At 70.4% G+C, this 25,523-nt stretch carries 22 protein-coding genes and 1 tRNA gene; 16 read left to right on the top strand and 7 right to left on the bottom strand.

From position 1 onward, the window contains the following. Positions 1-49: 49 nt before the first annotated feature. Positions 50-490: a MarR family winged helix-turn-helix transcriptional regulator gene (locus VHW64_RS13980; RefSeq protein ID WP_329651176.1), complete on the bottom strand. Its 441-nt coding sequence runs from the start codon at positions 488-490 to the stop codon at positions 50-52. A 162-nt stretch (positions 491-652) separates the two neighbouring features. Between VHW64_RS13980 and VHW64_RS13975 the strand changes: the two genes are divergently transcribed. Then, entirely contained in the window at positions 653-2,005 is a 1,353-nt protein-coding gene (locus tag VHW64_RS13975) for an MFS transporter (protein ID WP_329651175.1), read from the top strand. Positions 2,006-2,007: 2 nt separating this feature from the next. Here VHW64_RS13975 and VHW64_RS13970 read toward each other — a convergent pair whose 3' ends face one another. Further along, positions 2,008-3,648 carry a thiamine pyrophosphate-dependent enzyme gene (locus VHW64_RS13970; RefSeq protein WP_329651174.1) on the bottom strand — a complete coding sequence of 547 codons (1,641 nt, stop codon included), beginning with the start codon at positions 3,646-3,648 and terminating at the stop codon, positions 2,008-2,010. Between the two features lie 22 nt (positions 3,649-3,670). After that, positions 3,671-4,810 (bottom strand): CoA transferase, encoded by a 1,140-nt coding sequence (locus VHW64_RS13965; protein WP_329651173.1) that lies wholly within the window; start codon positions 4,808-4,810, stop codon positions 3,671-3,673. Positions 4,811-5,224: 414 nt separating this feature from the next. On the opposite strand from VHW64_RS13965, the gene VHW64_RS13960 reads away from it, so the two are divergent. The 5 genes from VHW64_RS13960 (at position 5,225) to VHW64_RS13940 (ending at position 11,863) form a co-directional block, all read left to right on the top strand. After that, a complete protein-coding gene (locus VHW64_RS13960) occupies positions 5,225-7,090 on the top strand; it encodes an ABC transporter permease (RefSeq protein ID WP_329651172.1) in 1,866 nt (621 codons plus the stop codon). 11 nt (positions 7,091-7,101) lie between these two features. After that, complete coding sequence (locus tag VHW64_RS13955) at positions 7,102-8,292, top strand: ABC transporter ATP-binding protein (RefSeq protein ID WP_329651171.1); 1,191 nt, start codon at positions 7,102-7,104, stop codon at positions 8,290-8,292. 82 nt (positions 8,293-8,374) lie between these two features. Further along, complete coding sequence (locus VHW64_RS13950; protein ID WP_329651170.1) at positions 8,375-9,520, top strand: ABC transporter substrate-binding protein; 1,146 nt, start codon at positions 8,375-8,377, stop codon at positions 9,518-9,520. 58 nt (positions 9,521-9,578) lie between these two features. After that, positions 9,579-10,460, top strand: a complete 882-nt coding sequence (locus VHW64_RS13945) for a 3-hydroxyacyl-CoA dehydrogenase family protein (protein WP_329651169.1) — start codon at positions 9,579-9,581, stop codon at positions 10,458-10,460. A 194-nt stretch (positions 10,461-10,654) separates the two neighbouring features. After that, positions 10,655-11,863, top strand: coding sequence for a glycerate kinase (locus tag VHW64_RS13940; protein WP_329651168.1), 1,209 nt, complete (start codon positions 10,655-10,657; stop codon positions 11,861-11,863). On the opposite strand, the gene VHW64_RS13935 is transcribed toward VHW64_RS13940, so the two are convergent. After that, entirely contained in the window at positions 11,851-13,236 is a 1,386-nt protein-coding gene (locus tag VHW64_RS13935) for an aldehyde dehydrogenase family protein (protein ID WP_329651167.1), read from the bottom strand. The genes VHW64_RS13940 and VHW64_RS13935 overlap by 13 nt on opposite strands. 182 nt (positions 13,237-13,418) lie before the next feature. Between VHW64_RS13935 and VHW64_RS13930 the strand changes: the two genes are divergently transcribed. The 8 genes from VHW64_RS13930 (at position 13,419) to VHW64_RS13895 (ending at position 20,434) form a co-directional block, all read left to right on the top strand. Then, positions 13,419-14,060 carry a GntR family transcriptional regulator gene (locus tag VHW64_RS13930; protein WP_329651166.1) on the top strand — a complete coding sequence of 214 codons (642 nt, stop codon included), beginning with the start codon at positions 13,419-13,421 and terminating at the stop codon, positions 14,058-14,060. A 129-nt stretch (positions 14,061-14,189) separates the two neighbouring features. Next, positions 14,190-15,026 carry a hydroxypyruvate isomerase family protein gene (locus VHW64_RS13925; RefSeq protein ID WP_329651165.1) on the top strand — a complete coding sequence of 279 codons (837 nt, stop codon included), beginning with the start codon at positions 14,190-14,192 and terminating at the stop codon, positions 15,024-15,026. Then, complete coding sequence (locus VHW64_RS13920; protein WP_329651164.1) at positions 15,026-15,943, top strand: NAD(P)-dependent oxidoreductase; 918 nt, start codon at positions 15,026-15,028, stop codon at positions 15,941-15,943. Before VHW64_RS13925 ends, VHW64_RS13920 begins: the two co-directional genes overlap by 1 nt. Beyond that, entirely contained in the window at positions 15,940-16,785 is an 846-nt protein-coding gene (locus VHW64_RS13915; RefSeq protein WP_329651163.1) for a sugar phosphate isomerase/epimerase, read from the top strand. The genes VHW64_RS13920 and VHW64_RS13915 overlap by 4 nt, the downstream gene beginning before the upstream one ends. Next, a complete protein-coding gene (locus VHW64_RS13910; protein WP_329651162.1) occupies positions 16,782-17,483 on the top strand; it encodes an aspartate/glutamate racemase family protein in 702 nt (233 codons plus the stop codon). Before VHW64_RS13915 ends, VHW64_RS13910 begins: the two co-directional genes overlap by 4 nt. Beyond that, positions 17,480-18,751 (top strand): 3-oxo-tetronate kinase, encoded by a 1,272-nt coding sequence (gene otnK, locus VHW64_RS13905; RefSeq protein WP_329651161.1) that lies wholly within the window; start codon positions 17,480-17,482, stop codon positions 18,749-18,751. The genes VHW64_RS13910 and otnK overlap by 4 nt, the downstream gene beginning before the upstream one ends. Further along, positions 18,748-19,386 carry a class II aldolase/adducin family protein gene (locus tag VHW64_RS13900; RefSeq protein WP_329651160.1) on the top strand — a complete coding sequence of 213 codons (639 nt, stop codon included), beginning with the start codon at positions 18,748-18,750 and terminating at the stop codon, positions 19,384-19,386. The genes otnK and VHW64_RS13900 overlap by 4 nt, the downstream gene beginning before the upstream one ends. A gap of 76 nt (positions 19,387-19,462) precedes the next feature. Then, positions 19,463-20,434, top strand: a complete 972-nt coding sequence (locus VHW64_RS13895) for a ketopantoate reductase family protein (protein WP_329651159.1) — start codon at positions 19,463-19,465, stop codon at positions 20,432-20,434. A 60-nt stretch (positions 20,435-20,494) separates the two neighbouring features. Here the strand turns inward: VHW64_RS13895 and VHW64_RS20325 are convergent, their stop codons facing one another. The 3 genes from VHW64_RS20325 to VHW64_RS13880 form a co-directional block, all read right to left on the bottom strand. Then, positions 20,495-20,914, bottom strand: a complete 420-nt coding sequence (locus VHW64_RS20325) for a YkvA family protein (protein ID WP_414690499.1) — start codon at positions 20,912-20,914, stop codon at positions 20,495-20,497. A gap of 94 nt (positions 20,915-21,008) precedes the next feature. Further along, positions 21,009-21,080, bottom strand: a tRNA-Arg gene (locus VHW64_RS13885). A 53-nt stretch (positions 21,081-21,133) separates the two neighbouring features. Further along, positions 21,134-22,099: a virginiamycin B lyase family protein gene (locus VHW64_RS13880; protein WP_329651158.1), complete on the bottom strand. Its 966-nt coding sequence runs from the start codon at positions 22,097-22,099 to the stop codon at positions 21,134-21,136. A gap of 258 nt (positions 22,100-22,357) precedes the next feature. Here VHW64_RS13880 and argS point away from each other — a divergent pair, with 258 nt between their 5' ends. Then, positions 22,358-24,022, top strand: a complete 1,665-nt coding sequence (gene argS, locus VHW64_RS13875) for an arginine--tRNA ligase (protein ID WP_329651157.1) — start codon at positions 22,358-22,360, stop codon at positions 24,020-24,022. Beyond that, positions 24,019-25,497, top strand: a complete 1,479-nt coding sequence (lysA, locus tag VHW64_RS13870) for a diaminopimelate decarboxylase (protein ID WP_414690498.1) — start codon at positions 24,019-24,021, stop codon at positions 25,495-25,497. Before argS ends, lysA begins: the two co-directional genes overlap by 4 nt. Positions 25,498-25,523: the final 26 nt, after the last annotated feature.

Below are 25,523 nucleotides of genomic sequence, written 5' to 3'. Positions count from 1 at the left end.
CGGCGAGCCTCGGATAATCGACCGAGCGCGACAGTGTGACAAAGGACTCTCAGCCCCCGTTCCCGGCGCCTTCGAGCGCCACGGCAAGGGCCTCGAGGGCGGGCAGCGCCTCGGTGATCGCGCGCACCTGGGCGGCGTCGAGGGCAGGCAGCCGGCTGAGCACGTCCGCGGTCCGTTGGCTGCGGATCGTCTGGCTCACCGTCTCCCCGCGAGGCGTTGCCTCCACCAGCACCGCCCGAAGGTCGGCCGGGTCGGGATGACGCTCGATCAGCCCCGCGGAGTCCAGCTTGGTGACCACGCGCGAGAGCATCGACGGGTTCAGATGCTCCAGGTCGTTCAGCGCGGCCAGGCTCATGGGACCGCGGTTGGCGAGCAGGCCGAGCGTGGAGGCCTGGGTGGGGGTGAGGCCGGCGGCGGTCGCGGGGGAGTTCAGCGCGCGGGAGAGCTTGACCACGGCCCGGCGCAGCCGGCTCACTGACTCGGCGTCCATGCGACGAAGCATGACACGCGTTCGCTACTAGTTGCCTATCGTCAAGCAAACTATTATGTCCCCATGACCAGTGAGGCGCCATCAGGGGCTGCGTCGAGTCCGAGCCGACTTGCAGCCCAGACGGGCCGGTGGAGCGGCCCGGGACATGTCGAGCCCCGTCCCGTGCGCCCCCGGGTCATCTTCTTCGTGGTCTCCCTCGCTCTCCTGATGAGCTCGATCGACCAGACGATCGTGGCGACAGCGCTCCCCGACATCCACCACTCGCTGCACGCGTCCCTGACCTGGACCGGATGGACGATCACGGTCTACTCGCTGGGGCGGGTGCTGATCCTGCCCCTGGCCGGCGGGATGAGTGACCGCTTCGGGCGCCGGACGATCTTCTTGTCCTCGGTCGGGCTGTTCACGGTGGCGTCGCTGTGCTGCGGGCTCGCAGGAGACATCTACGTCCTGATCGCGCTGCGTGCGATCCAGGCCGTGGGTGGTGCGGCGTTCATGCCGTCGGCCACCGGACTCGTCGTCGACCACTTCGGCAGCTCACGCGACCGTGCCGTGGGCATGTTCACCAGCATCATCCCGATCGGCGCCCTGCTCGGCCCGACCCTCGGCGGCGTCTTCGTCGAGTACTGGTCCTGGCGTGGCATCTTCCTCATCAACGTCCCGATCGGAGCGGTGCTGCTCGTGCTCGGCCGCCGGTTCATCCCGGCACACGAGCACGACTCGGAGCAGGCGTTCCCCCGTGACCTGAAGGGGATGGCCTTCCTGGCCACCGGGCTGCTGGGCGCCATGCTCGGCCTCGCCCTGCTCGGCAGCGGCGGGATCGCGATCATCAGCGTGCAGTTCCTGCTCCCGGAGGCGGCGGCGGTGGTGGGCCTGTGGGCGTTCGTCCGCCACTCGCTGCACTCGCCCACGTCGTTCATCCCGGCCCAGCTGCTCTACGGCGACGGGTTCGGGCTGATGAACACGATCAACTTCCTCTTCGGTGCCTGCGCTCTGGGGTTCAGCGCGCTGGTACCTCTCTACGCGACCCAGCGCTACGGGATGAGTGCCCTGGACTCCGGAACCCTGCTGAGCGCCCGCGGCATCGGCATGGTCTCGGTCAGTGCCGTGTCGACCTTCGCCCTACGCCGGACCGGCTATCGCCTGCCGATGCTGATCGGCTTCCTCCTGACGGCTGGCGGCCTCTTCGCGATGGCATTGGCTCCGCACGGGCTCTCCCCATACGCCTGGCTGAGCCTGGCCGCCGGTGTGACGGGACTGGGCATGGGCGTGGCCAACCCGGCCGCCCAGAACGCGTCGCTCCAGCTGGCCCCTCAGCACGCCGCGGCCATCTCGGCCCTCCGGGCGACCTTCCGTCAGGCCGGTGCCATCTTGGCCGTCTCGGTCGCGACGACGATCCTCGCGCGAAGCTCCGACCCGGGACTCGCACAGGCCTACATCTTCGCGGCCTTCGCGGTCGTCCTGGTGCTCATCCTTCCGCTGATCAGGAGGGTGCCGGAGCACCACGGGACCTGGTGACCTCAGCGCAGCAGGGAGCGGGCGACGAAGTCCGACGGGGCACGAGGCCCGCGCAGCGTCGCCATCACCTCGGGGTACGCCGAGGGGTCGACGCGAACGTCGAGCAGCGTGGGCCCCGAGCGTTCGAACGACGCCGCCAGCTCCCGATCGAGCGACTCGATGGTCCACAGCGTCTCGGCCGGGATGTCGAAGGCTCGCGCGATGGCGGCGAAGTCCGTGCCGGCGAAGCCGAGCACGTCCTCGACTCCGGCGACTCCGGGGGAGACCTTGACCCGGATCAGACTCAGCTGGGCGTCGTCGAAGACGACGACGGTGATCGGTGCCCGCAGCCGGGCGACGGTCTCCAGGTCGCCGAGGCCCATCCCGATCCCACCGTCGCCCACGAAGGTGAGGATTCGGCGACCCGGAAGCGCCAGTGCGGCTCCCACGGCGGCCGGCAATGCGTACCCCATGGTCGCCAGCCCGCTGGAGATCAGGACCTCGTCCTCGCTCTCGGTCTTCCACAGTGGCATCGCGACGAGCATGTGAGCCCCGGCGTCCACGGTCGCGATGGCTCGCGCGGGGGCGAGTGCGCGGGCTCGTCGCACCACATCCTGCGGCAGGACGGCACCGGCCTCGGGCACTGCCCGTCCGGCCAGCAGCTCGTCCTCGCGCTCGGCGTACCTGCGACCGGCCTCCGCGACCCAGTCGCCGCCGGTCGCGGTGAGGACGCAGCGACTGGCGAGCTGGTTGAGCGGCAGGCGCACGTCGACGTCGCAGCGGTAGTACGCCGCGGGCTCGGGCACGGCGGCCCATCTGACGACGGGCGCGTCGAAGGGCCAGCTGCCCGGGATCAGTTCGGTGGAGTCCACTCCGGCGAGGACGATCAGGTCCGCGGCAGCGAGGAGGTCGCGTTCGGAGACCCCGCCGGTCATCAGGCCGGCGGCGTTGGGCCAGGAGTCCGGGAGCACGCCCTTGGCGCGGTAGGTCATCAGCGCGGGAACGTCGACGTTGCGCAGCATCGAGCGCATCGCGTCTGCGTGTCGGCGGGCCTCTGCGCCGAGGACGACCACCGCCCGCCGGGCTCCCGCTACCAGCTCGACGAACTTCGCGACATCGGCCTCGGGCGGAGGCCCCTCGGGCTCGTCCGCGTCGGACTCGAACCGGGACTCGGCAGTGGGGTCGAACTCCAGGTACACGGGCCCGCCCGCTTCGGCGGTGGCGGCGACGACCGCCGCCCGAACCGTCAGACCGGCCCAGGTTCCGCCGAGGACACCGCGGGCGACCGTGATCGGCTCCAGGAGGCGCCGCTGGTCGAGGAGCTGGTGGGCGATCCGTCCGCGGTCCGCCTCGAGCACCGCATCGGCCACCAGCAGCACGGGCTGCCGGTCCAGAAACGCGTTCGCGACGCCGTTCAGGGCGCTGGCGACCCCGGGCCCACGGGTCACCAGAGCGACACCGGGCGTGCCGCGGAGGTCGGCGAACGCCGCGGCCATCAGGGTGGCGGCGGTCTCGGAGTGCGCGAGGACGAAGTCGATGCCCACGTCCCGCGCTGCCTTGACCACCTCGAGATTGGCCCCGCCGCCGGGCATCCCGAAGATGCGGTCGACCTTCGCGCGGGCCAGCTCGTCAGCGAGCTCCCTGGCCACCGCGGCGGCATCCATCGGCACTCCTCCACGTCCCGCGCTAGACATCGAGCACGGCCCGGGTGTCGGCGCCGAGCCGGGGAGGGGGACGGCGCAGCGTCGGAGCGCGGCCGTCGAACTTCCACGGGGAGTTGATCACCAGGGCCTCTGTCGAGGCCTCGTCCCGGTAGCCCAACACCATGTCGCGCCGGCGCAGCAGCGGGTCGGCCAGTGTCTGGTGGAGCGGGCGGACCGGTCCGGCCGGCACCCGGGCCTCGGCCAGCAGGTCGAGCACGGCGGCCGTCGTCAGCACGCCGACGGTCTGGTCGATGAGACCTTCCAGCGCGTCGCGGTGGGCGCACCTGGTGGCGTTGGTGGCGAACCGCGGGTCCTGCGCCACCTCCGACCCGAGCAGGGCGTGGCAGAGCCGACGGAACTGTGCGTCGGTCCCCACGCACAGGTTGAAGCGACCGTCGGCCGTCTCGTACACGCCGTACGGTGTGATCGACGGGTGGCCGTTGCCCGAGGCGCGTGGCGCCTCCCCCGTGTTCAGTGCGATGGCCGCCTGGTAGGTGAGCAGCGCGACCATGCTGTCGTGCATCGACACGTCGATCGTGCGACCTGTTCCGGTCCGGCGGACCTCCAGGAGCGCGCCCAGGACCGCCAGTGCCGCGAACATGCCGGAGGACAGGTCGGCGACCGGGATCCCGACCTTGGTCGGGTGGCCCTCGGCGCCGGTCAGCGACATCACGCCGCTGGTGCCCTGAACGACTTGGTCGTACCCCATGCCGGCGTCGGCGTCCTTGCCGAACCCGCTGATGGAGCAGTAGACGAGCCCCGGGTTGCGTGCGCGGACCTCGTCGGCACCCAGGCCCAGACGCTCGGCGGTGCCCGGCGCCCAGTTCTCGAGCATGACGTCCGACCGCGAGACGATCTCCAGCGCCTGAGCGCGGCCAGCCTCGGTCTTCAGGTCCAGGACGACGCTGCGCTTGCTCCTGTTCACCGAGGCGAAGTAGAGGGAGTCCGGACCGACGAACGGGGGTCCCCAGCCGCGGGACTGGTCGCCGCTCGGCGGCTCGATCTTGACCACGTCGGCGCCGAGATCCGCCAGGAGCAGCGTGCAGTACGGACCCGACAGCGCGTGGGAGAAGTCGGCGACGCGCACGTCGCCGAGCAGGGAGAGTCCAGGGCCGTGCGTCATGGGCAGGCGTCCGGGGCCGCGAGCGGGCGACTTCCGTCGGCCCGCCAGTCGCCAGGTCCTGTCATGGGGTGACCCTCCATCGGCGGATCGTGTCAAAAGTACGGCCAAATGTACACCGGTTGATTTGGAGCAGTGGTGCCTTCACCGACCGCCTTCGAGTGCCGCTGAGGCGCTGAGTCCAGTCGTCAGGCGGACGATGCGAAGGCAAAGTTGCTAAACAAGTATGCACCGTGTGTGTGATTGACACCACGTCGCGCCGCATGCTTAAATCGTGTGGTCGAGTTCATGGCCGGCCAAAGAGACCTCGGCCGCCCCGGGCCCCTGCATCGAGACGCGGGTACGCGGCGCCCAGGGTCGGGCCCGCGAGCCATGCAGGCGGCCCGGATCGGTCCACCGGAGAGAGGGTGGGAAGGCATGACCTTGGCGCAGGCTCCGAGCCCACCAGCTCACGCCCCGGCCCCCGTGCCTGGACGCCGGCTCGGTCTGTCGCGTCTCACGCGCGCTCTTGCCTGGCTTGTCGGGGGCGCGGTCTGTCTGGTGATCGCCGCCGGCATCGTGATCCCCGTCGTCGTGGTGGTCCTGGCGAGCGTGTCGAACCCGACCTACGGGATCGTCGGGAACTACGGCACCAAGTACCTCAGCGCCATGGTGCATGCAGACCAGTTCGCGAGTCTGTTGCGCACCACCCTGATCTACACCGTCGCGGGCACCGTGATGGCGGTGGCGATCGCGGCCATGTTGGCGTGGATCACCACGCTGACCAACATCCCGTTCGCGAGAGTGCTGCGCGTGCTGCCGCTGGCGCCGCTGCTGTTCCCGCCGCTGTTGCTGGTGACCGCGTGGGTTCAGCTATACGGCGGTCGCGCGGGCTATGTCAACGTCCTGCTCCAGGACGCCTTCCATACCCAGCACACGTTCACGGACATCTTCGGGCTGCGCGGGATGATCGTCGCGGTCGGGTTGAACATGGTGCCGCTGCCTTACCTGATCCTGTCCGCGGCGATGCGCTCGATCAACACGTCGCTGCCGGAGGCGTCGTACATGTCGGGTGCCTCGATCCCGAAGACCCTCCTGCGGATCCAGCTGCCACTCCTCCGTCCGGCGCTGCTCTCGTCGCTGGCGCTGGTGGGCCTCGTGATCGCAGGATCCTTCGAGATCCCCTTCGTCATGGGCGCGCCCAAGAACGTCAACACGTTCACCTCCCGGATCTATGAGTCGCTCTCCTCGGGTGAGCCAAACTTCAATCTCGCGGCGGCGCAGGCGGACGTCTATCTGGTCCTGAACGGTCTGCTCCTGCTGTGGTACGTCATGGCCACCCGGCGTGAGAACCGGTTCCAGACCGTCTCGGCGCGGGGAGGCAACCAGCGGATCGACCTGGGCCGCTGGAAGTACCTCGTGATGCTGGTGCCCGTCGCCTATGTCCTGGTCGCGGTCGCGCAGCTCCTGATCCAGAGCGTCCTGGTGTCCTTCCAGAAGTTCTTCACCACGACCCAGGGCTTCCCGTACCGCTACTGGACCCTGGGCAACTACCGCGACATGGCCAAGCAGAACCTGCTCGTCGAGTCGTTCACCAACACCATCAAGGTCGACGTCATCGTCACGGTCCTGACTGTCGTCGTCTCGCTGTTCATCTGCCTGGTGGCGTTCAACACCACCATCTTCGGACGCCGCACGCTGGAGGTGATCGCCACGTCGCCCGTCGCGGTGCCGCCGGTGGTGATGAGCGTGGCGCTGCTCATCACCGTCCTGATCATTCCTGGACTTCGCTCGACGTACAGCACCTTGACGCCCGTCATCGCGGTCGAGGTGATCTTGTTCATCCCGTTCGCGGTCCGCACGATCTCGGGCAGCATCATCCAGATACCCCGTGAGCTGCGCGAGGCCGCCGCCATGTGCGGGGCGGGTCCGTGGCGGGGGATGCTCACCGTCACGATCCCGCTGATCCGGCAGGCCGTCTACTCCGCGATCCTGATCGTCTTCGTGCTCAGCTTCCGAGAGCTCGCCGGCATCGCTCTGCTGACTGCCGCGAACGCCCCCATGGTCGCCTCGACCGCGTTGGACTACTGGGAGACCGGGCAGCCGGGACTGGTGGGGGCTCTCAACATCGCGATGTTCGTCTTCCCGATCCTGGCCGCAGGGTTGATGGCCGGCGTCATCGCTGGGGTCGAGCGAGGGCTGACGGGCTGGCGTCGTCATCGCACGCGAAGCGCCGTACAGAGCATCTCGGTGGCAGCAGCCGGGATCCGGCCTCAGGTCGATGCAGTCACGGAGATGAAGTGAGGGACCCTCAGATGTCGCGTGTCGAAGCTGTCGAGAGCGCTGTCTCGCCGTCGGGTCAGCCCGACATCGGCACGCCGGCTGTCGAGGCGACCGGCCTGACCAAGAAGTACTCCAGCCAGGTGGCTGTCGGCGGAGTCAGCTTCGCGATCCCCGAGGGCTCGTTCCTGAGCCTTCTAGGACCGAGTGGCTGCGGCAAGACGACGACCCTTCGGATGCTGGCGGGCCTGGAGAGACCCGACAGCGGCGAGATCCGGATCGCGGGGAAGGTCATGAGCTCATCGACGTCTCGCACCTTCGTCCCGCCACACAAGCGACGAATTGGCTTCGTGCACCAGTCCTACGGACTGTGGCCGCACATGGACGTGTACCGGCATCTGATGTATCCGCTTCAGCAACGGAAGGTGACCCGAGAGGAGCGCGACCGCAGGGTCCGCGAGGTGCTCGCCATGGTGCGGCTCGACGCCCTGGCCGAGCGGTACCCGAACGAGCTGAGCGGTGGTCAGCAGCAACGTGTGTCTTTGGGGCGGGCGTTGGTCCAGGATCCGGATGTCCTGCTGCTCGACGAGCCCCTGAGCAACCTCGACGCGGCCCTGCGAGGAGAGATGGGGGTCGAGCTGCGACGACTTCAGCGGGTGTCGGGGTCAACCGCTGTGTACGTGACCCACGATCGGCTCGAGGCGCTCTCGCTGTCGGACTACCTGATCGTGATGAGCGACGGCCTCGTCGTCGAGTTTGGACGACCGCAGGACATCTACGAACTGCCGGCCACGGAGTTCTCCGCCCAGTTCGTCGCCGGCGCCGTCGCACTGCCGGCCACCGTGATCGCTCCCGACGGTGACGGCTTCGCCGTCACCGTCGGTGAGTCCAAGCTGCTCGTGAGCCAGCTGCGGGAGAGCACCCGGAGTGCCGCCCACCGCGGCGGGAGCATGGCTTTGGCCATCCGGCCCGACCGCATCCGCGTGCAGAAGGCCGGGCCGTCCGCCCAGGCCAACACCGTGTCGGCCGCCGTCACCGGGGTCGTCTACTACGGGTCGCACTACGACGTCGACGTGGAGGGCCACGACTTCGGACACCTGATGTGCCGGGTGCAGGCAGACCAGGACGAGAGGTTCGCGCCCGGCGACGCCGTCCAGGTCGTGCTGCCGCGCGAGGACCTCGTTCTCGTGGAGAAGGGCAAGGGTGGTGCGGAACCTGAGATCTAGGGAGCTGGCCCAGGACTCCCGTCGTGAACCCAACTGGGTCGTACTCCAATTCCTGTTCGTCGCCCACGGAAGGTAGCACCGCATGGCCATGAATCATCCGATCTCCAGGGACCGACGCCGGACCCGGCGTCTGGGTCGTCTCAGCGTGGCGTTCGTCGCGGTGGGCGCGATCGCAGTACTCAGCGCCTGCGGCTCGAGCAACGGCTCCAGCCCCTCGGCCGGTGGCGCGGCACCGCCGATGATGCCCACGTCCCTCTCCGCCGCCAACGCCTCGTGGGCGCAGGTCGTCAGCCGCGCGAAGGCCGAGAAGACGCTGGTCTTCTACGGCCTCGGATCCGACCTGTCCGACCCGTTGGTCAAGGGCTTCCAGAAGGCCTACCCCTGGGCCCAGGTCAAGGTCGTCAACGGTTCTCCCGGTGACAACCTGAGCCGGCTCGAGACCGAGGCCAAGACCGGCGCTCCGACCGCGGACGTCTTCCTGCTGCCACAGTCGCTGCGCAAGTCGCTGCTCGACAACAAGATCGTCCAGCAGACGACGGTGCCCAGCGACTTCACGATGACGGCGTCCTTCCAGGACTCGTCGCACTACGCGCACCCGGTCTATGTCTCGCCGATCGTCCTCGACTACAACACGAACAAGATCTCCGCGAGCCAGATGCCCAAGACGCTCTACGACCTCGCGGACCCGAAGTACAAGGGCATGATCACCTTCGACAGTCCGCAGAACGTCGCGTTGGCGGCCCATCTCCTGGTCGCACCGGAGCAGGCGTGGGGCATGACTAAGTGGGAGAAGTGGCTCGACGGCCTCAAGGCCAACGACGTCCTGATCTCAGCGGACGCCACGTCGGCCTACCAGGCGGCACTGCAGGGCAACGCGGCCATCGCCGTGGACACGCCCAGTGACGTGCTGAACCAGAAGTCGGGTACGCCGATGGCCTACGCCCTCTACAAGGACGCCGTGCCATTCGCCCAGTTCGCCTGGTTGGACGCGCGTGCCCCGCACGTGGACATGGGGCGCCTGTTCCTCGACTGGATGATGTCGAAGCAGGGTCAGGCCGTGTACGCGGCCACCGGACGGTCGCCGGCCCTGAGCTCGGTGAAGAGCAGCATGTCGTTGTCCAAGCTCGTGCCCGCGCAGTACGGGATCGCCCCGGTCAGCGTGTTCAAGGACTTCTACGCGAACCCGCAGCCCTTCATCGACCAGATGACCCAGCGGTGGCCGCAGTAGTGATGTCTGGACGTGAGCCCGGTCGCCTCGGCGTCGGCACGACCCCCATGGGGGGGTTGTGCCGGCACTGAGGGTCGCGGTGATCGGGCCGGGTCTGATGGGGCGAGGGATCGCCACGCTGTTCGCTCACAGTGGTGCCCGCGTGGGAATCGTGGGCACGTCGCTGACGAGGGCACAGGACAGTCTGCGCACCCTGGACGACGCCGGCGCGGGGTCGTTCGAGGCCGTCGAGCTGGAATCGCGGTTCGTCGCGGACGCCGACCTGGTGGTCGAGTCCGTGCGGGAGACCCTGGCCGAGAAGCGCGAGGTACTGGCCGCGGTCGACGCGGTCAACTCGGGTGGCCTGCTGGTCACCAATACCTCCAGTCTCGACCTCGACGCGCTGAGCGAGGTGCTGTCTCGACCCCAGCGGTTCGCAGGCATGCACTTCCTGAACCCTCCGACCGAGACGTGGGTGATCGAGGTCGTGGGTTGCCGTCATACCGAGCCAGCCGAGCTGGACTCGCTCTGCGAGGTGACCAGAGGGCTTGGCCGACTCCCGCTCGTCCTGCACAAGCCCGTTGCGGGCTACGTCTGGAACCGTCTCCAGTTCGCCCTCCTGCGCGAGTGCCTGCACCTGCTCGAGGAGGGGGTGTGCGACGTGGACACGATCGACGCGGCCGTCAGCGAGGGCTTGGCTCCGAGATGGCTGGCGGTCGGTCCGCTGGGCACGGTGGACCTGGGCGGCCCAGCGGTCTTCGGGCAGATCGCCGCCGAGCTGTTTCCGCTGCTCGGATGTGAGCCCGGGCTGGTCGACGCCTTCCCCGAGTCCGGCGGCGCCGGCTTCCACAGCTGGTCCCCCGACGAGCGCGGCCGGCGCCAGCGGCTTCGGGTGCAGGCGCTGCGGATGGCCCGCGACCTCCGCTCGACCAGAGCCCTGGCGCCTGAGGCCTCGCGGTGAGGTCGGTCGAGCCGTCGTCGTAGGCGAGGTACTACGCGCGAACGCAGCACAGTCACCCGGTGGGGGACCGATCCCGTCTCCGCCCTCGCCCACTCGGAACGCTTCGGCCTGAGAATGGAGATCCAAGTGATGGTAGTTAGCCGGCCTGGCACACGGCAGCGACGGGTTGCCGGGACTCGACCGAGTCGGTGTCGATGACGCAGATGGGCCGGTCGGAGCAGTTGCGGGGCCGGCACCGGCCGCGGATCGTGGTGGCACCGGACAAGTTCCGAGGATCCCTCAGCGCACCAGAGGCGGCGCACGCTCTGGCCCGCGGCCTCGAGTCGGGGGCGCGAGAGGTCGAGGTGGTCACCTTGCCGATCGCCGACGGGGGCGAGGGCACCGTCGATGCGGCTGCCTCGTGCGGGTACGACGTGGTGGCCCGCGAGGTGCGTGGCCCGACCGGCCTGGGAGTGCGGGCCAGGTACGCCGTCCGCGGCACGACGGCCATCGTCGAGCTCGCCCAGTCGTCCGGACTAAACCTCCTTGCCGCGGACGAGCGGGCGCCGCTGAGCGCTTCCACCTACGGCTTCGGCGAGCTGATCGGGCACGCGATCGACGGCGGAGCCTCCACGGTCGTGCTCGGGCTCGGGGGCAGCGCCACGACCGACGGCGGCACCGGCATGTTGATCGCCATGGGCGCACGGCTCACCGACGCGGGAGATGTCCCGCTCGGGGGCGGAGGTGGAGACCTGCTCGAGGTGGCTCGCGCGGACTTCTCCGAACTTCGTCGCCGGGTCGCCGGGATCACCTTCATCCTTGCCAGCGACGTCACCAACCCTCTGCTAGGCGTCCGCGGCTCGGCCGCCGTGTTCGGGCCACAGAAGGGTGCCGCGGAGGACGATGTGAGCCTCCTGGACCGAGCCCTGGAGCGCTTTGCCGATGTGGTGGGGACCGACGGGGGGCCGGATCTGCGGCACGCGGCGGGGGCCGGAGCCGCGGGGGGAGTCGGCTTCGCCGCGCTCTCGGTGCTGCATGCCCGCCAGAGTTCGGGCGCCACGGCGGTGTTGGATCTCGTCCAGTTCGACGAGGCCGCCAGACACGCCGACCTCGTGGTCACCGGCGAGGGGCGCCTCGACGTGCAGAGCCTGGCGGGCAAGGCCCCCGTCGAGGTGGCTCGGCGGGCCACCGGCTCGGGCACGGCGACGGTGGTGGTCGCGGGGGAGATCCTCCTGGAGCCGCAGCAGCTGCGGTCAGCCGGCTTCAGCCGATGGTTCTCGCTGCTGGACCGCGAGCCCGACCTCGAGCAGAGTATGGCGCGGGCCGCCGAGCTGCTCGCGGGAGTCGGAGCCGAGATCGCCAACGACCTGGACGAGCTGACCGTGCGCCTCGGCCACGGAGGTCTCGAGGGCTACGGGGCCTGAACGACCACCGACCGTACGTTGACCATCTCGCGCAGACCCGCTACGCCCAGCTCGCGGCCGTAGCCGCTGTCCTTGACCCCGCCCAGCGGCAGGTAGGCGTCCGAGGCCACCACGGCGTTGACGAAGAGGCTGCCGCTGACGATCTGCGAGCCGAGCTCGAGGGCGCGGTTCGGGTCGCTCGACCACACGCTCGCCCCCAGCCCGTACACCGTGGCGTTCGCCAGCATCACCGCGTCGGCCTCCTTGCGGAACGTCGCGACGGCGGCGACCGGCCCGAACGTCTCCTCAGCCATCACCGCCATCCCCGGCGTGGCGTCCAAGACGACGGCCGGCACGCACCACGCCGGTCCCGTCGGCGACGGCTGGCGACTGCGTCGAACCCGGCCGCCCTGGGCCGCCGACCGCTCGACCTGGCTCCTGATGGTGTCGGCGAGGTCGGGGCGCGCGAGCGGTCCGAGCCGGGTGCCCTCGAGCGCCGGGTCCGCGAGCTTCCAGAGGTCCATCTCCGCGACGTAGCGCTCACAGAACTCCTCGGCGAGGCGCTCGTCGACGATGAACCGCTTGGCGGCCAGGCAGCTCTGTCCGGTGTTGGCCATCCGGGCGGAGACGGCCGTCGGGACCACAGAGTCGAGCTCGGCGTCGTCGAGGACGACGAAGGGGTCGGAACCGCCCAGCTCCAGCACCGACTTCTTCAAGGCCGCCCCGGCCGTCTTGGCGATCCGCGCGCCGGTGGCGTTGCTACCGGTGAAGGTCACTGCCGCGATTCGCGGGTCTCCGATCAGTCCGGTGACGATCTCGGAGGTCTCTCGGGGGTCGACCACCAGCACGGTGAACAGGCCCGGTGGGAAGCCCGCGTCCGAGAAGAGCCGGACCAGCGCCAGCGCCGCACCTGTGACGTTGGGGGCATGCTTGAGCACGATCGCGTTGCCGGCGGCCAGGGCCGGGATCCCGAAGCGAACGACCTGCCAGAACGGGTAGTTCCACGGCATGACCGCCAGAGCCACGCCGAGGGGTTCGTAGACGACCGTTCCCTGGCGCGTCGGCGTGGTCACCGACTCGTCGGCCAGTGCCTGCTCGGCGTGCTCCACGACGTGCGCACACACAGTTGCGCACTTCTGGACCTCCTCGCGCGCCTGGTCCAGCGGCTTGCCCATCTCCGCCACCGCCAGGGCCGCGAGCTGGTCGCGACGTGTGTCGAGCAGCCGCGCCACCTCGCCGACGATGGCCAGCCGGTCCTTGAGGGGGGTACGGCGCCAGGCCGCCTGCGCGCGCACCGCGTCGTCGAGCAGCGCGTCGATGTCGCCCTCATCGGTGACTGGGTAGCTCTCGAGCGGCGCGCCGGTGGATGGGCTGACGGTTGAGATTGTACGCATGTTTATGCAGTATACAAGAATAGCGAAAGGTGGCGCTGGTGCCTGACAGGGCGTCGGGAGCCACCAGAGCCAGGTGTCTGCCAGACTGACGCGCCACGTATGCGTAAGCGACCGTGACATGTCGACATGTGTGGCGACGGCCTGGCTGGCCCTGGGTTCCGGTGTGAGGAAGAGGTGATCGTGTGGCTGTCGCACTCAAGGCGCAGTCGCTGGTGGACTCACTGCGAGATGCGCTGCAAGAGGCGATCCTGCGGGGCGAGATCCCGGCCGGCTCCCAGCTCACCGAGCAGGCGGTCGCCGACAAGTACGGCATCGCCCGGCCCACCGCGAAGGCGGCGTTGGAGCAGCTCGTTCATGCCGGGATCATGCGGCGCAGCCTCAACCGCGCCGCTCGCGTTCCTGTCCTGGACGCCGACGACGTGCGCGACCTCTACTTCAACCGGGGCCTGGTCGAGCGCGGCATCGTGACCGCGCTCGCCCAGGGCAGGATCGAGGTCCCGGGTGCGTTGCGCGCCGTCGACGAGCTGCGCCTTGCCTCCGACGTGGCCGAGATCGTCGAGGCCGACATCCGGTTCCACCGAGCCCTGGTCGCGGCGCTCGGGAGCCCCCGGGCCACCCGTCTCCACGAGTCGGTGATCGGTGAGGCCCACCTGTGCATGGCTCAGGTGCAGGTCCATCACCTGCTCGATCCCGAGGTCATTGCCGCGGAGCACGCGGGGATCCTCGACGCTGTGACCAGCGGCTCGTCCCGCAAGGCCGCCGACCTCATGGACGACCACCTGGTGCGCGCTCGCGACCAGCTCGTGGCCTACCTCGAGGCCTGAGCCGGCGGCGCTCGCGTCGACGTCGAGCTTGCCGGGACAGATTCGCACGTCTCTCTGAAGTGTATGACAAGTTTACATGGTAGGTTCCCGACTGGCGTCGCCAGTCGACGCCGGAGACAGGGGTGGACGATGGCCGCGGACTCCTTCCGCACCAGCTCGTTCGTCGCCAACTGCTCGATCCTCTTCACCGAGCATCCCCTTCTCGAGCGGCCCGAGGCAGCTCGGCGGGCAGGCTTCCTCGACGTGGAGCTCTGGTGGCCGTTCCCGCAGGCCGTTCCCCCCTCGTCCGAGCAGGACGACCTGGTCGATGCGGCCGAGCGAGCACAGGTGCGGGTCACGGGACTGAACTACTTCGGCGGTGACCTCGCCGCCGGCGAGCGCGGGATCATCGCCGACCCGACACGCGTCGAGGAGTTTCGCGCGTCGGTCGAGGTGGCTCACCGACTCGGTGGGCGCCTTGGCTGCCGCACCTTCAACGCGCTGTACGGCGTCCGGTCCACGCCGGCGAACGAGGCCGAGCCGAGGACCGCACGGGCCAACCTGCGCTACGCCGTGGACCATGCTGCCGAGACCGGGGCCACCGTAGTCCTGGAACCCCTCAGCGACGTCCCCGGCTACCCGCTGCGGACGATCGCCGAGGTCGTCGAGGTCATCGACGAGGCAGGCGCCCCGGCCAACCTAGGCCTCCAGGCGGACGTCTACCACCTCGCGAGCAACGGCGTCGGCCTCGACGAGGCGCTCGCGGCAGCCGAGGTCGTCCGTCATGTCCAGATCGCCGACCACCCCGGCCGCGGTGAGCCGGGAAGCGGCGACCTGCCGCTCGGAGACTTCCTGTGCGCCCTGCGCGGGAGCGGCTACGACGGGCGGGTCGCGCTGGAGTTCGCGCCGACGGCTAGTACGACCGACAGCCTGGCGGCCATGCGGTTCGCCCAGGCATCGTGCGACAACTCACCAGGAGGAGAGTGATGGACAGTCCAACCGACACGCGGATCGCCTTCATCGGGCTCGGGGTCATGGGGCTGCCGATGGCCCTCAACCTGCATCGCGCGGGTTTCTCTGTGGTCGGGCACAACCGGTCGCCGGCCAGGTCCGAGGCCTTCGCCGCCCAGGGCGGGCACACCGCGTCCTCGGTCGCCGAGGCCGTGCATCACGCCGACGTGGTTGCGCTGATGCTTCCCGACTCGCCGGACGTCGAGCACGTCCTGCTCGACGAAGGCGGGGTCTTCGCCAACGCCGAGCCCGGGAGCCTGGTGGTCGACTTCTCCACGATCCGGCCGGATGTCGCGCGGAGCACCTCGGCCGCCGGGGCCGAGCTCGGCTTCCGGGTCCTGGACGCACCTGTCTCAGGCGGTGAGCAGGGTGCCCGGGACGCGGCGCTGTCGATCATGGTCGGCGGCGACGACGCGGCGGTGGCGGCGGTGATGCCGGTGCTGGAGGCGGTCGGACGCACGATCGTCCATGTCGGCCCGTCGGGCGCCGGCCAGACCGTGAAGGCGGCCAACCAGCTCATCGTGGCGGGCACCATCGAGCTCGTCGCGGAGGCGATGGTCTTCTTGGAGGCCCACGGCCTGGACGTCGCCAAGGCCGTCGAGGTTCTCGCCGGTGGTCTGGCGGGCAGTGCCGTCCTCGACCGCAAGGCGGCCGGCATGGTGGCGCGTCAGTACAAGCCGGGGTTCCGGGTGGCTCTGCACCACAAGGACCTCGGCATCGCCCTGTCGTCGGCGCGCGATGCCGGCGTCGCGACCCCGATGGGTGCGCTCGCCGGTCAGCTCGTCGGGGCCCTGGTCGCACAGGGTCGCGGGGACCTCGACCACTCCGCCCTCCTGGCCCAGGTCGAGGAGCTGTCGGGCAGGTCGGCCGCGTCTGGCGAGACCCGGTCATGACAGCCATCGGCTCGCGGGTCGCCTACCTCGTGGGCTCACCGGAGTGCCACGTGGTGCCCGAGCTGGCGTATCAGGCGCCACTCGACGAGAGCCTGGCCGCGCTTCGAGAGCTGGGGTATGACGGTGTCGAGATCCAGGTGCGCGACCCCGCCGACCCGCGCTGTGCGGACCTCGGGGGGCGCTGTCGGCAGGCGGGACTCGAGGTGGCTGCGCTGGGGACCGGCCCGGTCGGGGCGCAGGACGAGCTGACGCTCACGGCGCTGGACGACGCCACCCGCGCCCGTGCACTGGAGCGACTGCGCCGGATCGTCGCCATGGCCGGCGAGATCGGGTGCCCGGTCACCCTGGGCCGATCGCGCGGGTCGCTGACGCCCGGCCACGAGGACGTGCAGCGGGGCTGGTTCGTGGCTGCGGTCACCGAACTGTCGGAGCAAGCCGCGACCGGTGGCCAGCAGCTGCTGCTGGAGCCACAGTGCCTGGGTGACCTCCTGCGGACCACTCCCGAGGTGGTCGAGCTGCTGGGCGACCCGGCTGGCTGGCCTCCCGGGCTGGGCATCGTGCTCGACAGCTGGCACGCCGACCAGGCCGGAGACGACTGGACGACCGCCTGGCGGCTCGCCGGCTCCCGGATCCGGTACGTCCAGCTCGCGGGTCCGGATCGTGGGCCCGTGGTCGAAGGTGCCGAGCTGGCGAGTCTGCTGGATGTCGCTGCCGAGCACGAGTACGCCGGCTGGCTGTGCGCCGAGCATCGCCAGGTGGGCACGAGTGAGTCTGCGGCGCGCACGTCGCTGTGGACGCTCCGGGCCGGCGCCCGGTCCGAGGTGACGGGCCCGGGGCGATGACGACGCCGGGTACGTCCGCGGTGATCGGTCCGACGGTCGCACTGATCCACGCCACGCCCACGGCGATCGCGCCGGCTGCCGCGGGGTTTGGCGCGGCCTTCCCCGAGGCCGAGCTGTGGAACGTCCTGGACGACCGCCTCGTCTCCGACGCCGTACGCACCGGGGTGACCTCGGCACTGCGCAACCGCATGCTGCGTCTGGTCGACCACGTGGTCAGGTCGGGCGCCGACGCGGTTCTGATGACCTGCTCGATGTACGGCAGCGTCCGTCCGCTCGCCGAGGAGCTGCACTGCCTGCCCGTACTGGCCGCCGATGACGCGTTGTTCGAGGCAGTGCTCCGCGCCTCGCCCCGGCGCGGCCTCCTGGTCGGCAGCCTGGGGTCCGCCGTCGACGACTCCCTGGTCCGCTTCCACTCCTATGCCTGGGAGCACGGGTCCTCGCTCCGTCTCCTGGGCCACCTGCTGGCGGCCTCGGGAGACGTGGAGTCCGTCGTCGAGGACATCCTTGCGGCAATGGGCCGTCCCGGTTGGCCCGACGGTGCCCCCGACACGGTCGTCCTGGCCCAGTACTCGCTGGCCCCCGCCGCCTCGGCGATCGCGGCCGCACTCGGCGTGCCGGTGCTCAGTGGCCCCGAGCTCGCGGCCAGGTCGCTCCAGGCTCTCCTCCAGCAGCGGTCGACGCCCGGAGCCGTGGGATGACCCAGGCTCCCATCGGAGTCATCGCGGACGACTACACCGGAGCCAGCGACGTGGCCGCAGCGCTGCGTGTCGCGGGCCTGCGCACCCGACTGCTCTTCGGCACCCCGGAGGGGGTGCTGGTGCCGGCCACGTGCGACGCGGTCGTCGTCGGCACCAAGACCCGCACGATCAGCTCGGCTGCCGCGGTCCGGACCGCGACCGCATGGCTGCGAGTGCTGCGTCGAGCCGGAGTCGAGCGCCTCTACCTCAAGTACTGCTCGACGTTCGACTCGACCGCCCTGGGCAACATCGGGCCGGTGGCGGATGCCCTGCTCGACGCGATGTCCCTGCGCCAGACGGTCGTCTGCCCGACCTCACCGAGCCACGGGCGGACGGTCTTCCGGGGCCATCTGTTCGTCGGCTCTCAGCTCCTCTCGGACTCGTCCATGCGGGACCATCCGCTCACCCCGATGCGTGACTCGCGCCTGGAGCACCTGCTGGGGGCGCAGACGCGGCACCCGGTGGGTGCCATCGGTCTGGAGACCGTCCTGGCAGGGGTCGACGCCGTCAGGGCGGAGCTGGCCCGGCTCCGCGGCGAGGGCGTGGTCCACGTCGTGGTGGACTCCGTGACCTCGGAGCACCTCGACACGGTAGTGGCGGCGGCCGGCGGCGAGGTGCTCCTCACAGGCGCGGCCGGGCTGGCCGCCGCGCTCGGCCGGTCGCTGTCCGCCCGGGACGACCTCGAGGACGACCTGCCTGTCGTACCGCCGGCCCGCCGCTCGATGATCCTGGCCGGCAGCTGCTCGCCCACGACGCTGACCCAGGTCGAGGAGGCGGCGGCACTCTTCACGAGCCGACGGGTGAGCCCGCTCGACGCCGACAGCCAGCAGGCGCTGCTGACGTCGGTCACCGCGTGGGTCGACGAGCACCGCGCAGGCACTCGGCCGCTGCTGGTCCACTCCGGCGCCACCCGGGCCGAGCGGGACCGCACCGCGCACGTCTTCGGCGACCGCACAGGGGGTGTGCTGGAGCGGGTTCTCGCGCGGACCGCGCAGTACGCCGTACGCACGGCGGGCGTGGACCGGGTAGTCGTCGCGGGCGGCGAGACATCCGGGGCGGTGATCGAAGCCCTGGGGGTGCGAGCCGTGGAGGTCGGCGCCGAACTCGACCCCGGCATCCCCTGGCTGGTGGCTCGGGACGGCTCGGGGTTGTCGATGGTGTTGAAGTCGGGCAACTTCGGTGCCGACGACCTACTGGTCCGGGCCGTGGGCACGCAGGCCGCGTCGTGACCCGGCGCGCTTCGGCGGCGGAGCAGATCTGTCGCTACGCCGCCTCGGTCCACCGGCGAGGACTGACGCACGGGCGCACCGGCAACATCAGCGTCCGCCTGGACCAAGACCGCCTCCTCGTGACGCCGACCGGGAGCAGTCTGGGAGACCTGACCCCGGACCGGCTGGCCGTCGTCGATCTTGCGGGCCGCCACCTGGAAGGCGCGGCGCCCTCCAAGGAGGCCTTCCTGCACGCGGCGCTGCTCCGCTCCCGGCCGCACGACAACGCCGTCGTCCACCTGCACAGCCACTACGCCGTCGCGGTGTCCTGCCTCACCGGCCTGCGCGCCGAGGACCCGTTGCCGGTGCTGACGCCGTACTACGCCATGCGAGTCCCACGCCTCGTCGTCTTGGACTACCACGCCCCGGGGGACCGGAGTCTTGAGCCGCTCGCCGAGAGCCTGGCACGCGAGACCGCGGCGCTGCTGATCCGGCAGCACGGAGCCGTCGTGGCCGGGCGTGACCTGGACACCGCGGCGGACGCCATCGAGGAGCTCGAGGCCACCGCCCGGCTCTTCCTCGAGGTGCGTGCGCTGCCCCATCTCGAGCTCGAAGCCTCGGAAGCGATCCGCCTACGGAAGGGAACCTCACTATGAGATCGCCAGGTTCGACCCTCTTGGTTGACGTCCTCGACCCGGCCTGCCGGCCGGGTCCTGGATCGAGGAGGCACTCGTGCGGGTGGTGATCCTGGGGGCCGGTGCCATCGGCGGCACCATCGGGGCGCGCCTCTTCCAGCACGGTCACGACGTCGCCCTGATCGCCCGTGGTGCCCACGGTGAGGCGATCGGCGCCCACGGTCTGACCTTCGTCACTCCGCAGGAGCGGGTGACGCTGCGGATCCCCGTCGTCGCGCACCCCGCCGAGATCTCGTGGGGAGCAGACGACGTGGTCATCGTCGCGGTGAAGAGCCAGGACACCGCCGCCGCGGCGAGGAACCTCGCGGTCGAGGCGGGTCAGGTGCCGGTCTACTCGGCCCAGAACGCGGTGGCCAACGAGCGCATCCTGGCGCGGTGGTTCGACCAGGTGCACGGGATGTGCGTGATGATGCCGGCCGAGCACATCGACGCAGGGACGGTGATCGCCCACTCGGCGGCCACGACCGGCATCCTCGACGTCGGGCTGTTCGGCGGAGGCAGCGACGCGCTCGACGACGAGCTTGCGGTGATCCTGGAGGCCTCCCGCTTCGCCAGCCGGCCCGTGGGCGACGTGATGAGCTGGAAGTACCGCAAGCTGCTGACCAACCTGGGCAACGCTGTCCAGGCGCTGTGTGGAGACGGTCGGGAGTCGCCGGAGGGGAGGGCGTCGCTCAAGCTCCTGCTGGACGAGGCGGATGCGGCCCTCGCCGCGGCCGGCATCACCGCGGTCTCGAAGGCCGAGGACGACCAGCGGCGTGGTGACCACCTCCGGGTCACGGGTATCGCGGGTCACTTCCGTGGGGGCGGCTCGACCTGGCAGAGCCTGGCACGGGGACGCGAGGTCGAGACCGACTACCTCAACGGCGAGATCGCCTTGCTGGGTCGACTGCACGGCGTCCCCACGCCCGCGAACGCCCAGGTGCAGGCGCTGATGTCCTCGGCCGCCGCGAGCGGGACCGCCCCCGGTTCGATGCCCGCGGCCGACCTGCTCGCCCGGATCCGGGGCTGACCGACTCGGCGCCCTGACCGCCTCGGCTGCTGACGGGATCTGCCCCGGGGTCCGGCGGCCTCAGTCCGCAGGCCTCAGCCCTGAGAGGGTCTTGACCACCGCCAGGCCCGTCGGGGTGCCGGTCCAGTGCCGGTCGATCGCCTCGACCCCAGCAGCTCTGACGACCCAACGCAGACCGAGGGCCACGAGGAGCGCATCGTCGGCGTACCCGATGACCGGGATGAAGTCCGGCACCAGGTCGATCGGGAGGATCAGGTAGAGCACGATCGCACTGAGGCGCCACTTCACGCTGCGAGGCAGTGTCGGGTCGGAGGCCAGCCCGCGGATGAGACGGAGCACATCGGGAGCCAGGTGCAGCACGTCGCCGAACCGCGACTGGTCGTCCTCTCGGTGTGCCGCGACGTACAGCCCGGCCAGCAGCGTGAGCCAGACCAGCAACAGCCCCGCGAGACTCGCGACTGCCAGCGACAAGAGGGTCACGGATCACTCTTCCGAGCGTGGATCACAACAGGATGAGCAATGCAGCGGTGCTCTGGAGCAGCTCCCGCGGAAGGATGGCAGTGCTCTCGAGCGGCGCCCCCGGAAGGATTCGAACCTTCGCTCCCGCCTCCGGAGGGCGGTGCTCTATCCCCTGAGCTACGGGGGCTCAGGTGGGACGACCTTACAAGCGGACGGGGCGGTCGCAGAAACCGGCGTGGGTCACTTGCTCTTGCTGGTGATGATCCGGTCCACCGAGCTGTTGTCGTAGTTCGTGAACCACATGGACTTGTCGTGTCCCTTGGCGATCGCGAAGGGGTAGTCGACGCTCTTGGCGGTGTACGTCGTGATCGCGCCCGCCGGGGTGATCCGGCCGACCGAGTCGCCGTTCTCGTTCACCCACCACACGGCGTGGTCCGGTCCGGCCGCGATCCCACCCGGGTAGTCGTCGGACTTGGCACCGAAGATCGTGAACACCCCGGCGGTGGTGACCCGGCCGATCGTGCCGTCCTCGTTGGTGAACCACAGGCCACCCGGCCCCGCGGTGATGGAGAGCGGGCCGGCCGCGATCTCCTGCTCGCGGTAGAAGGTGAACTTGCCCTTGGAGGTCACCCGGCCGACGCCGTTGGCGTAGTAGTTGGTGAACCACATCGCGCCGTCCGGGCCCTCGGCGATGCCTTGCGGGTCGGACACGCCCTTGTTGTGGAACATCGTGATCTTGCCCTTGGTGGTGATCCGCCCGATCTTGCTGCCCTCGGTGGTGAACCACATGGTCTTGTGGGGGCCTACGGCGATGCTCTCGGCGCCGACGATCCCCTTGTGGTGGTAGATCTTGACCTTGCCGTTCTTCGCCATCCGGCCGATGCCGTTGTCGCCGAAGTTGACGAACCAGATGGCGCCGTCGGGCCCGGCCACGAGTCCGCGCGGGTCGTCGATCTTGCTGCTCTTGAAGGCCTTCATCTTGCCCTTCACGGTGATCCGGCCCAGGGAGTTGGAGTCGTTGGAGAACCAGATCGCCTTGTCGGCGCCCAAGGTGATCGCGCCCGGGCCGCTGATGGCCTTGCCGTGGTAGCGCGTGATGGTGCCGGGCCCCGCGGCCATGGCGGTGGCGGCGACGCCGACGATCGCCAGTGACGCCGCACAGGCGATCGTCGCGCGGCGGGGACGAACGGCTCGGGCAACTCTCATCGTGACGCTCCCACCTGGTCGGGGGGCGCGGGTTGCCCGCGCCCGAGTCCGTCGACGGCCAGGGTGTTGCCGGGTGAGGTGCCCCGAGGTCGGCTCGGTCGCGCCGAGGGCGTCAGGCGCATCATGGGGATGGCGCCGCGCCCCGACAATGCTTCTGCCGGTCGATCCGCTGTTCTTTGCCTGGTTTTCCCAAGAATTGGGGAGTCAGCGGTCGAGAACGCCGAGGGCGCCCCCGTGTCGCGTCGATACCCTGGGTGGGTGACCCCCGAGCAGCTCTCCGACCTGATCGTCGCCGCCCTCGCGGACCTGTCCGCCGGCGGCGCGGTGACGCTGCCCGACGGCGTGCCCGGGGCAGTCACGGTGGAGCGACCCCGCCAGAAGGGGCATGGCGACTACGCCACGAACGTCGCGCTCCAGCTGGGCAAGCGGGCCGGGGTGCCGCCGCGGGACCTCGCCGCCCTCGTCGCCGAGAGGCTCGCCGCGGTCGACGGCATCGCGGGCGTCCACGTCGCCGGTCCCGGCTTCCTCAACATCACCCTCGACGCCGGCGCCCAGGGGGTGCTGGCGGACGACGTCGTCGCCGCCGGTGCGTCGTACGGCCGCTCCGAGGCGCTGAAGGGCGAGCGGGTCAACGTGGAGTTCATCTCGGCCAACCCGACCGGGCCGCTCCATCTCGGCCACACCCGGTGGGCCGCCGTCGGAGACGCGCTCGCGCGGGTCCTCGAGGCCGCCGGCGCGGTGGTCGAGCGGGAGTTCTACATCAACGACCGCGGCGCCCAGCTGGACCACTTCGGTGACTCGGTCCTGGCCCGGGCCCTGGGCGAGCAGGTCCCCGACGAGGGCTACCACGGGGAGTACGTCGCAGACCTCGCGAGCGCGGTCGTCTCGGCCCGGCCCGGGATCCTCGACCGCCCCGACGACGAACGTCGCGTCGCCGTGCGCGAGGAGGCCTACCGGATCCAGCTGGCGCAGCAGCAGGAGGAGCTGGCGGAGTTCCACACGACGTTCGACGTCTGGTTCAGCGAGCGCCGGCTGCACGACTCGGAGTCGGGCCGGTCCGTGGCGGACAGCCTGGAGAAGCTCCGGGGCGAGGGGCACCTCTACGACGCCGACGGTGCGGTCTGGATGCGCACCACCGACTTCGGCGACGACAAGGACCGCGTGCTGATCCGGTCCAACGGCGAGCTGACCTACTTCGCCAGCGACACGGCGTACTACCTCGACAAGCGCAGCCGCGGCTTCGACCGGTGCATCTATCTCCTGGGCGCCGACCATCACGGGTACGTCGGGCGGCTGCGGGCGATGGCGGCCTGCGCCGGAGACGACCCCGACGCCACCATCGAGGTCCTGATCGGCCAGCTGGTCAAGATCCTGGCAAACGGCGAGGAGCTGAAGCTCTCCAAGCGCGCCGGCACGCTGGTCACCCTCCGGGAGCTGATCGACCTGATCGGTGTCGACCCGTTGCGCTACACCCTGGCGCGCTACCCCAGCGACTCGCCGCTCACGCTCGACGCAGGCGAGATGACCCGCCAGGTCAGCGACAACCCGGTCTTCTACGTGCAGTACGCGCACGCCCGGGTCTGCTCGATCCTGCGCAACGCCGCGAGCCTGGGGCTCCAGCCGGCCTCCCACCCCGACCTGCTGACCCACGAGACGGAGGGACACCTGCTGCGCGCGCTCGCGGAGCTCCCCCGGGTCGTGGCCGGGGCGGCGGCGCTCCGCGAGCCGCACCGGGTGGCGCGCTACCTGGAGGACACGGCCGCTGCCTACCACCGGTTCTACGACAGCTGCCGCGTGCTGCCGCTGGGCGACGAGGAGCCGAGCGACCTGCACCGGGCGCGGCTGCGGCTCGTGCAGGCGACGCGGGTGGTCCTGGCCAACGGGCTCGGCCTGCTGGCGGTCTCCGCGCCGGACCGGATGTGAGCCCGAGCCACGAGGCGGGGTGGGCCCACGTCGAGGGCGCCCTCCGCCCCCACCACGGCGGTCCGGGCTGGCTGCACCCTCCCGGCAACCCCAACGCGCTGGTCGCCTCGCTGTGGTCCTCGACGGCACGCAAGAGCGACGGTGACCTGGTGGTCGGCGGCGTGTCGGTCCCCGACCTGGTGGCGAACGTGAACACCCCCGCCTACATCCTCGACGAGGCCGACCTCCGGGCCCGGGCGCGAGCCTTCAAGGACGCCTTCGCGGGCTACGACATCTACTACGCCGGCAAGGCGTTCCTGTGCACGACGGTGGCCCGGTGGGTCGCCGAGGAGGGTCTGTCGCTCGACGTCTGCTCCGACGGAGAGCTGACGGTGGCCCTGCGGGCTGGCTTCGACCCGGCCCGGATCGGCTACCACGGCAACACCAAGACCGAGATGGAGCTGGTGCGCGCGGTCGGCGAGGGAGTCGGCCGGATCGTGGTGGACTCCTTCGACGAGATCGAGCGGCTGGCACGGGTGACCTCGTCCCTGCGCGCGAGCGGGGCGGTGTCGACGCCGCAGCCGGTCATGGTGCGGGTGACCGCGGGTGTCGAGGCGCACACCCACGAGTACATCGCGACGGCGCACGAGGACCAGAAGTTCGGCTTCTCGATCACCTCCGGTGACGCCCTCGAGGCCGTACGCCGCGTGGTCGCGGCCCCGGGACTCGAGCTGCTGGGGCTGCACTCCCACATCGGCAGCCAGATCTTCGACACCTCGGGCTTCGAGGTCGCTGCCCGCCGGGTGCTCGCGCTCCACGCCCTGCTCGCGCACGAGCGGGGCGTCGTCCTGCCCGAGCTCGACCTGGGCGGCGGCTTCGGCATCGCCTACACCACCCAGGACGACCCCAGCGCCCCGGCCGTGCTCGCGGCCGAGATGTCGGCGATCGTGGACCACGAGTGCGGTGCCCTGGGCATCCCGCGGCCGAGGCTCTCCATCGAGCCGGGACGGGCGATCGTGGGTCCGGCGATGTGCACCGTCTACACCGTGGGCACGGTCAAGCGCGTCGAGCTCGACGGTGGCGTCGTGCGCACCTACGTGAGCGTCGACGGCGGCATGAGCGACAACCTCCGCACGGCCCTCTACGACGCCGACTACTCCTGCACCCTGGCGTCCCGAGACTCCACCGCGCCCGCGGTCCTGGTCCGGGTCGTGGGCAAGCACTGCGAGGCCGGAGACATCGTGGTCAAGGACGAGTTCCTGCCGGGCGACGTGCGTCCCGGCGATCTCCTCGCCGTGCCGGCGACCGGTGCGTACTGCCGCTCGATGGCCTCCAACTACAACCACGCTCTGCGCCCGCCGGTGGTCGCGGTGCGGGACGGCGTGGCGTCGACGATCGTCCGACGCGAGACTGTGGACGACCTGCTGGCCACCGACCTGGGGTGCCTCGACCACGAGGACGCCGCCGTCGCCGGTGCGAGTAGGCGATCATCGTGACCGTCGACACCCTAGGAGCGCCTGCC

This window comes from Nocardioides sp., from assembly GCF_036267815.1.
GTDB lineage: Bacteria > Actinomycetota > Actinomycetes > Propionibacteriales > Nocardioidaceae > Nocardioides.
The sequence above is the reverse complement of the archived record's forward strand: the minus strand, read 5'-3'. Positions and strand labels throughout refer to the sequence as shown.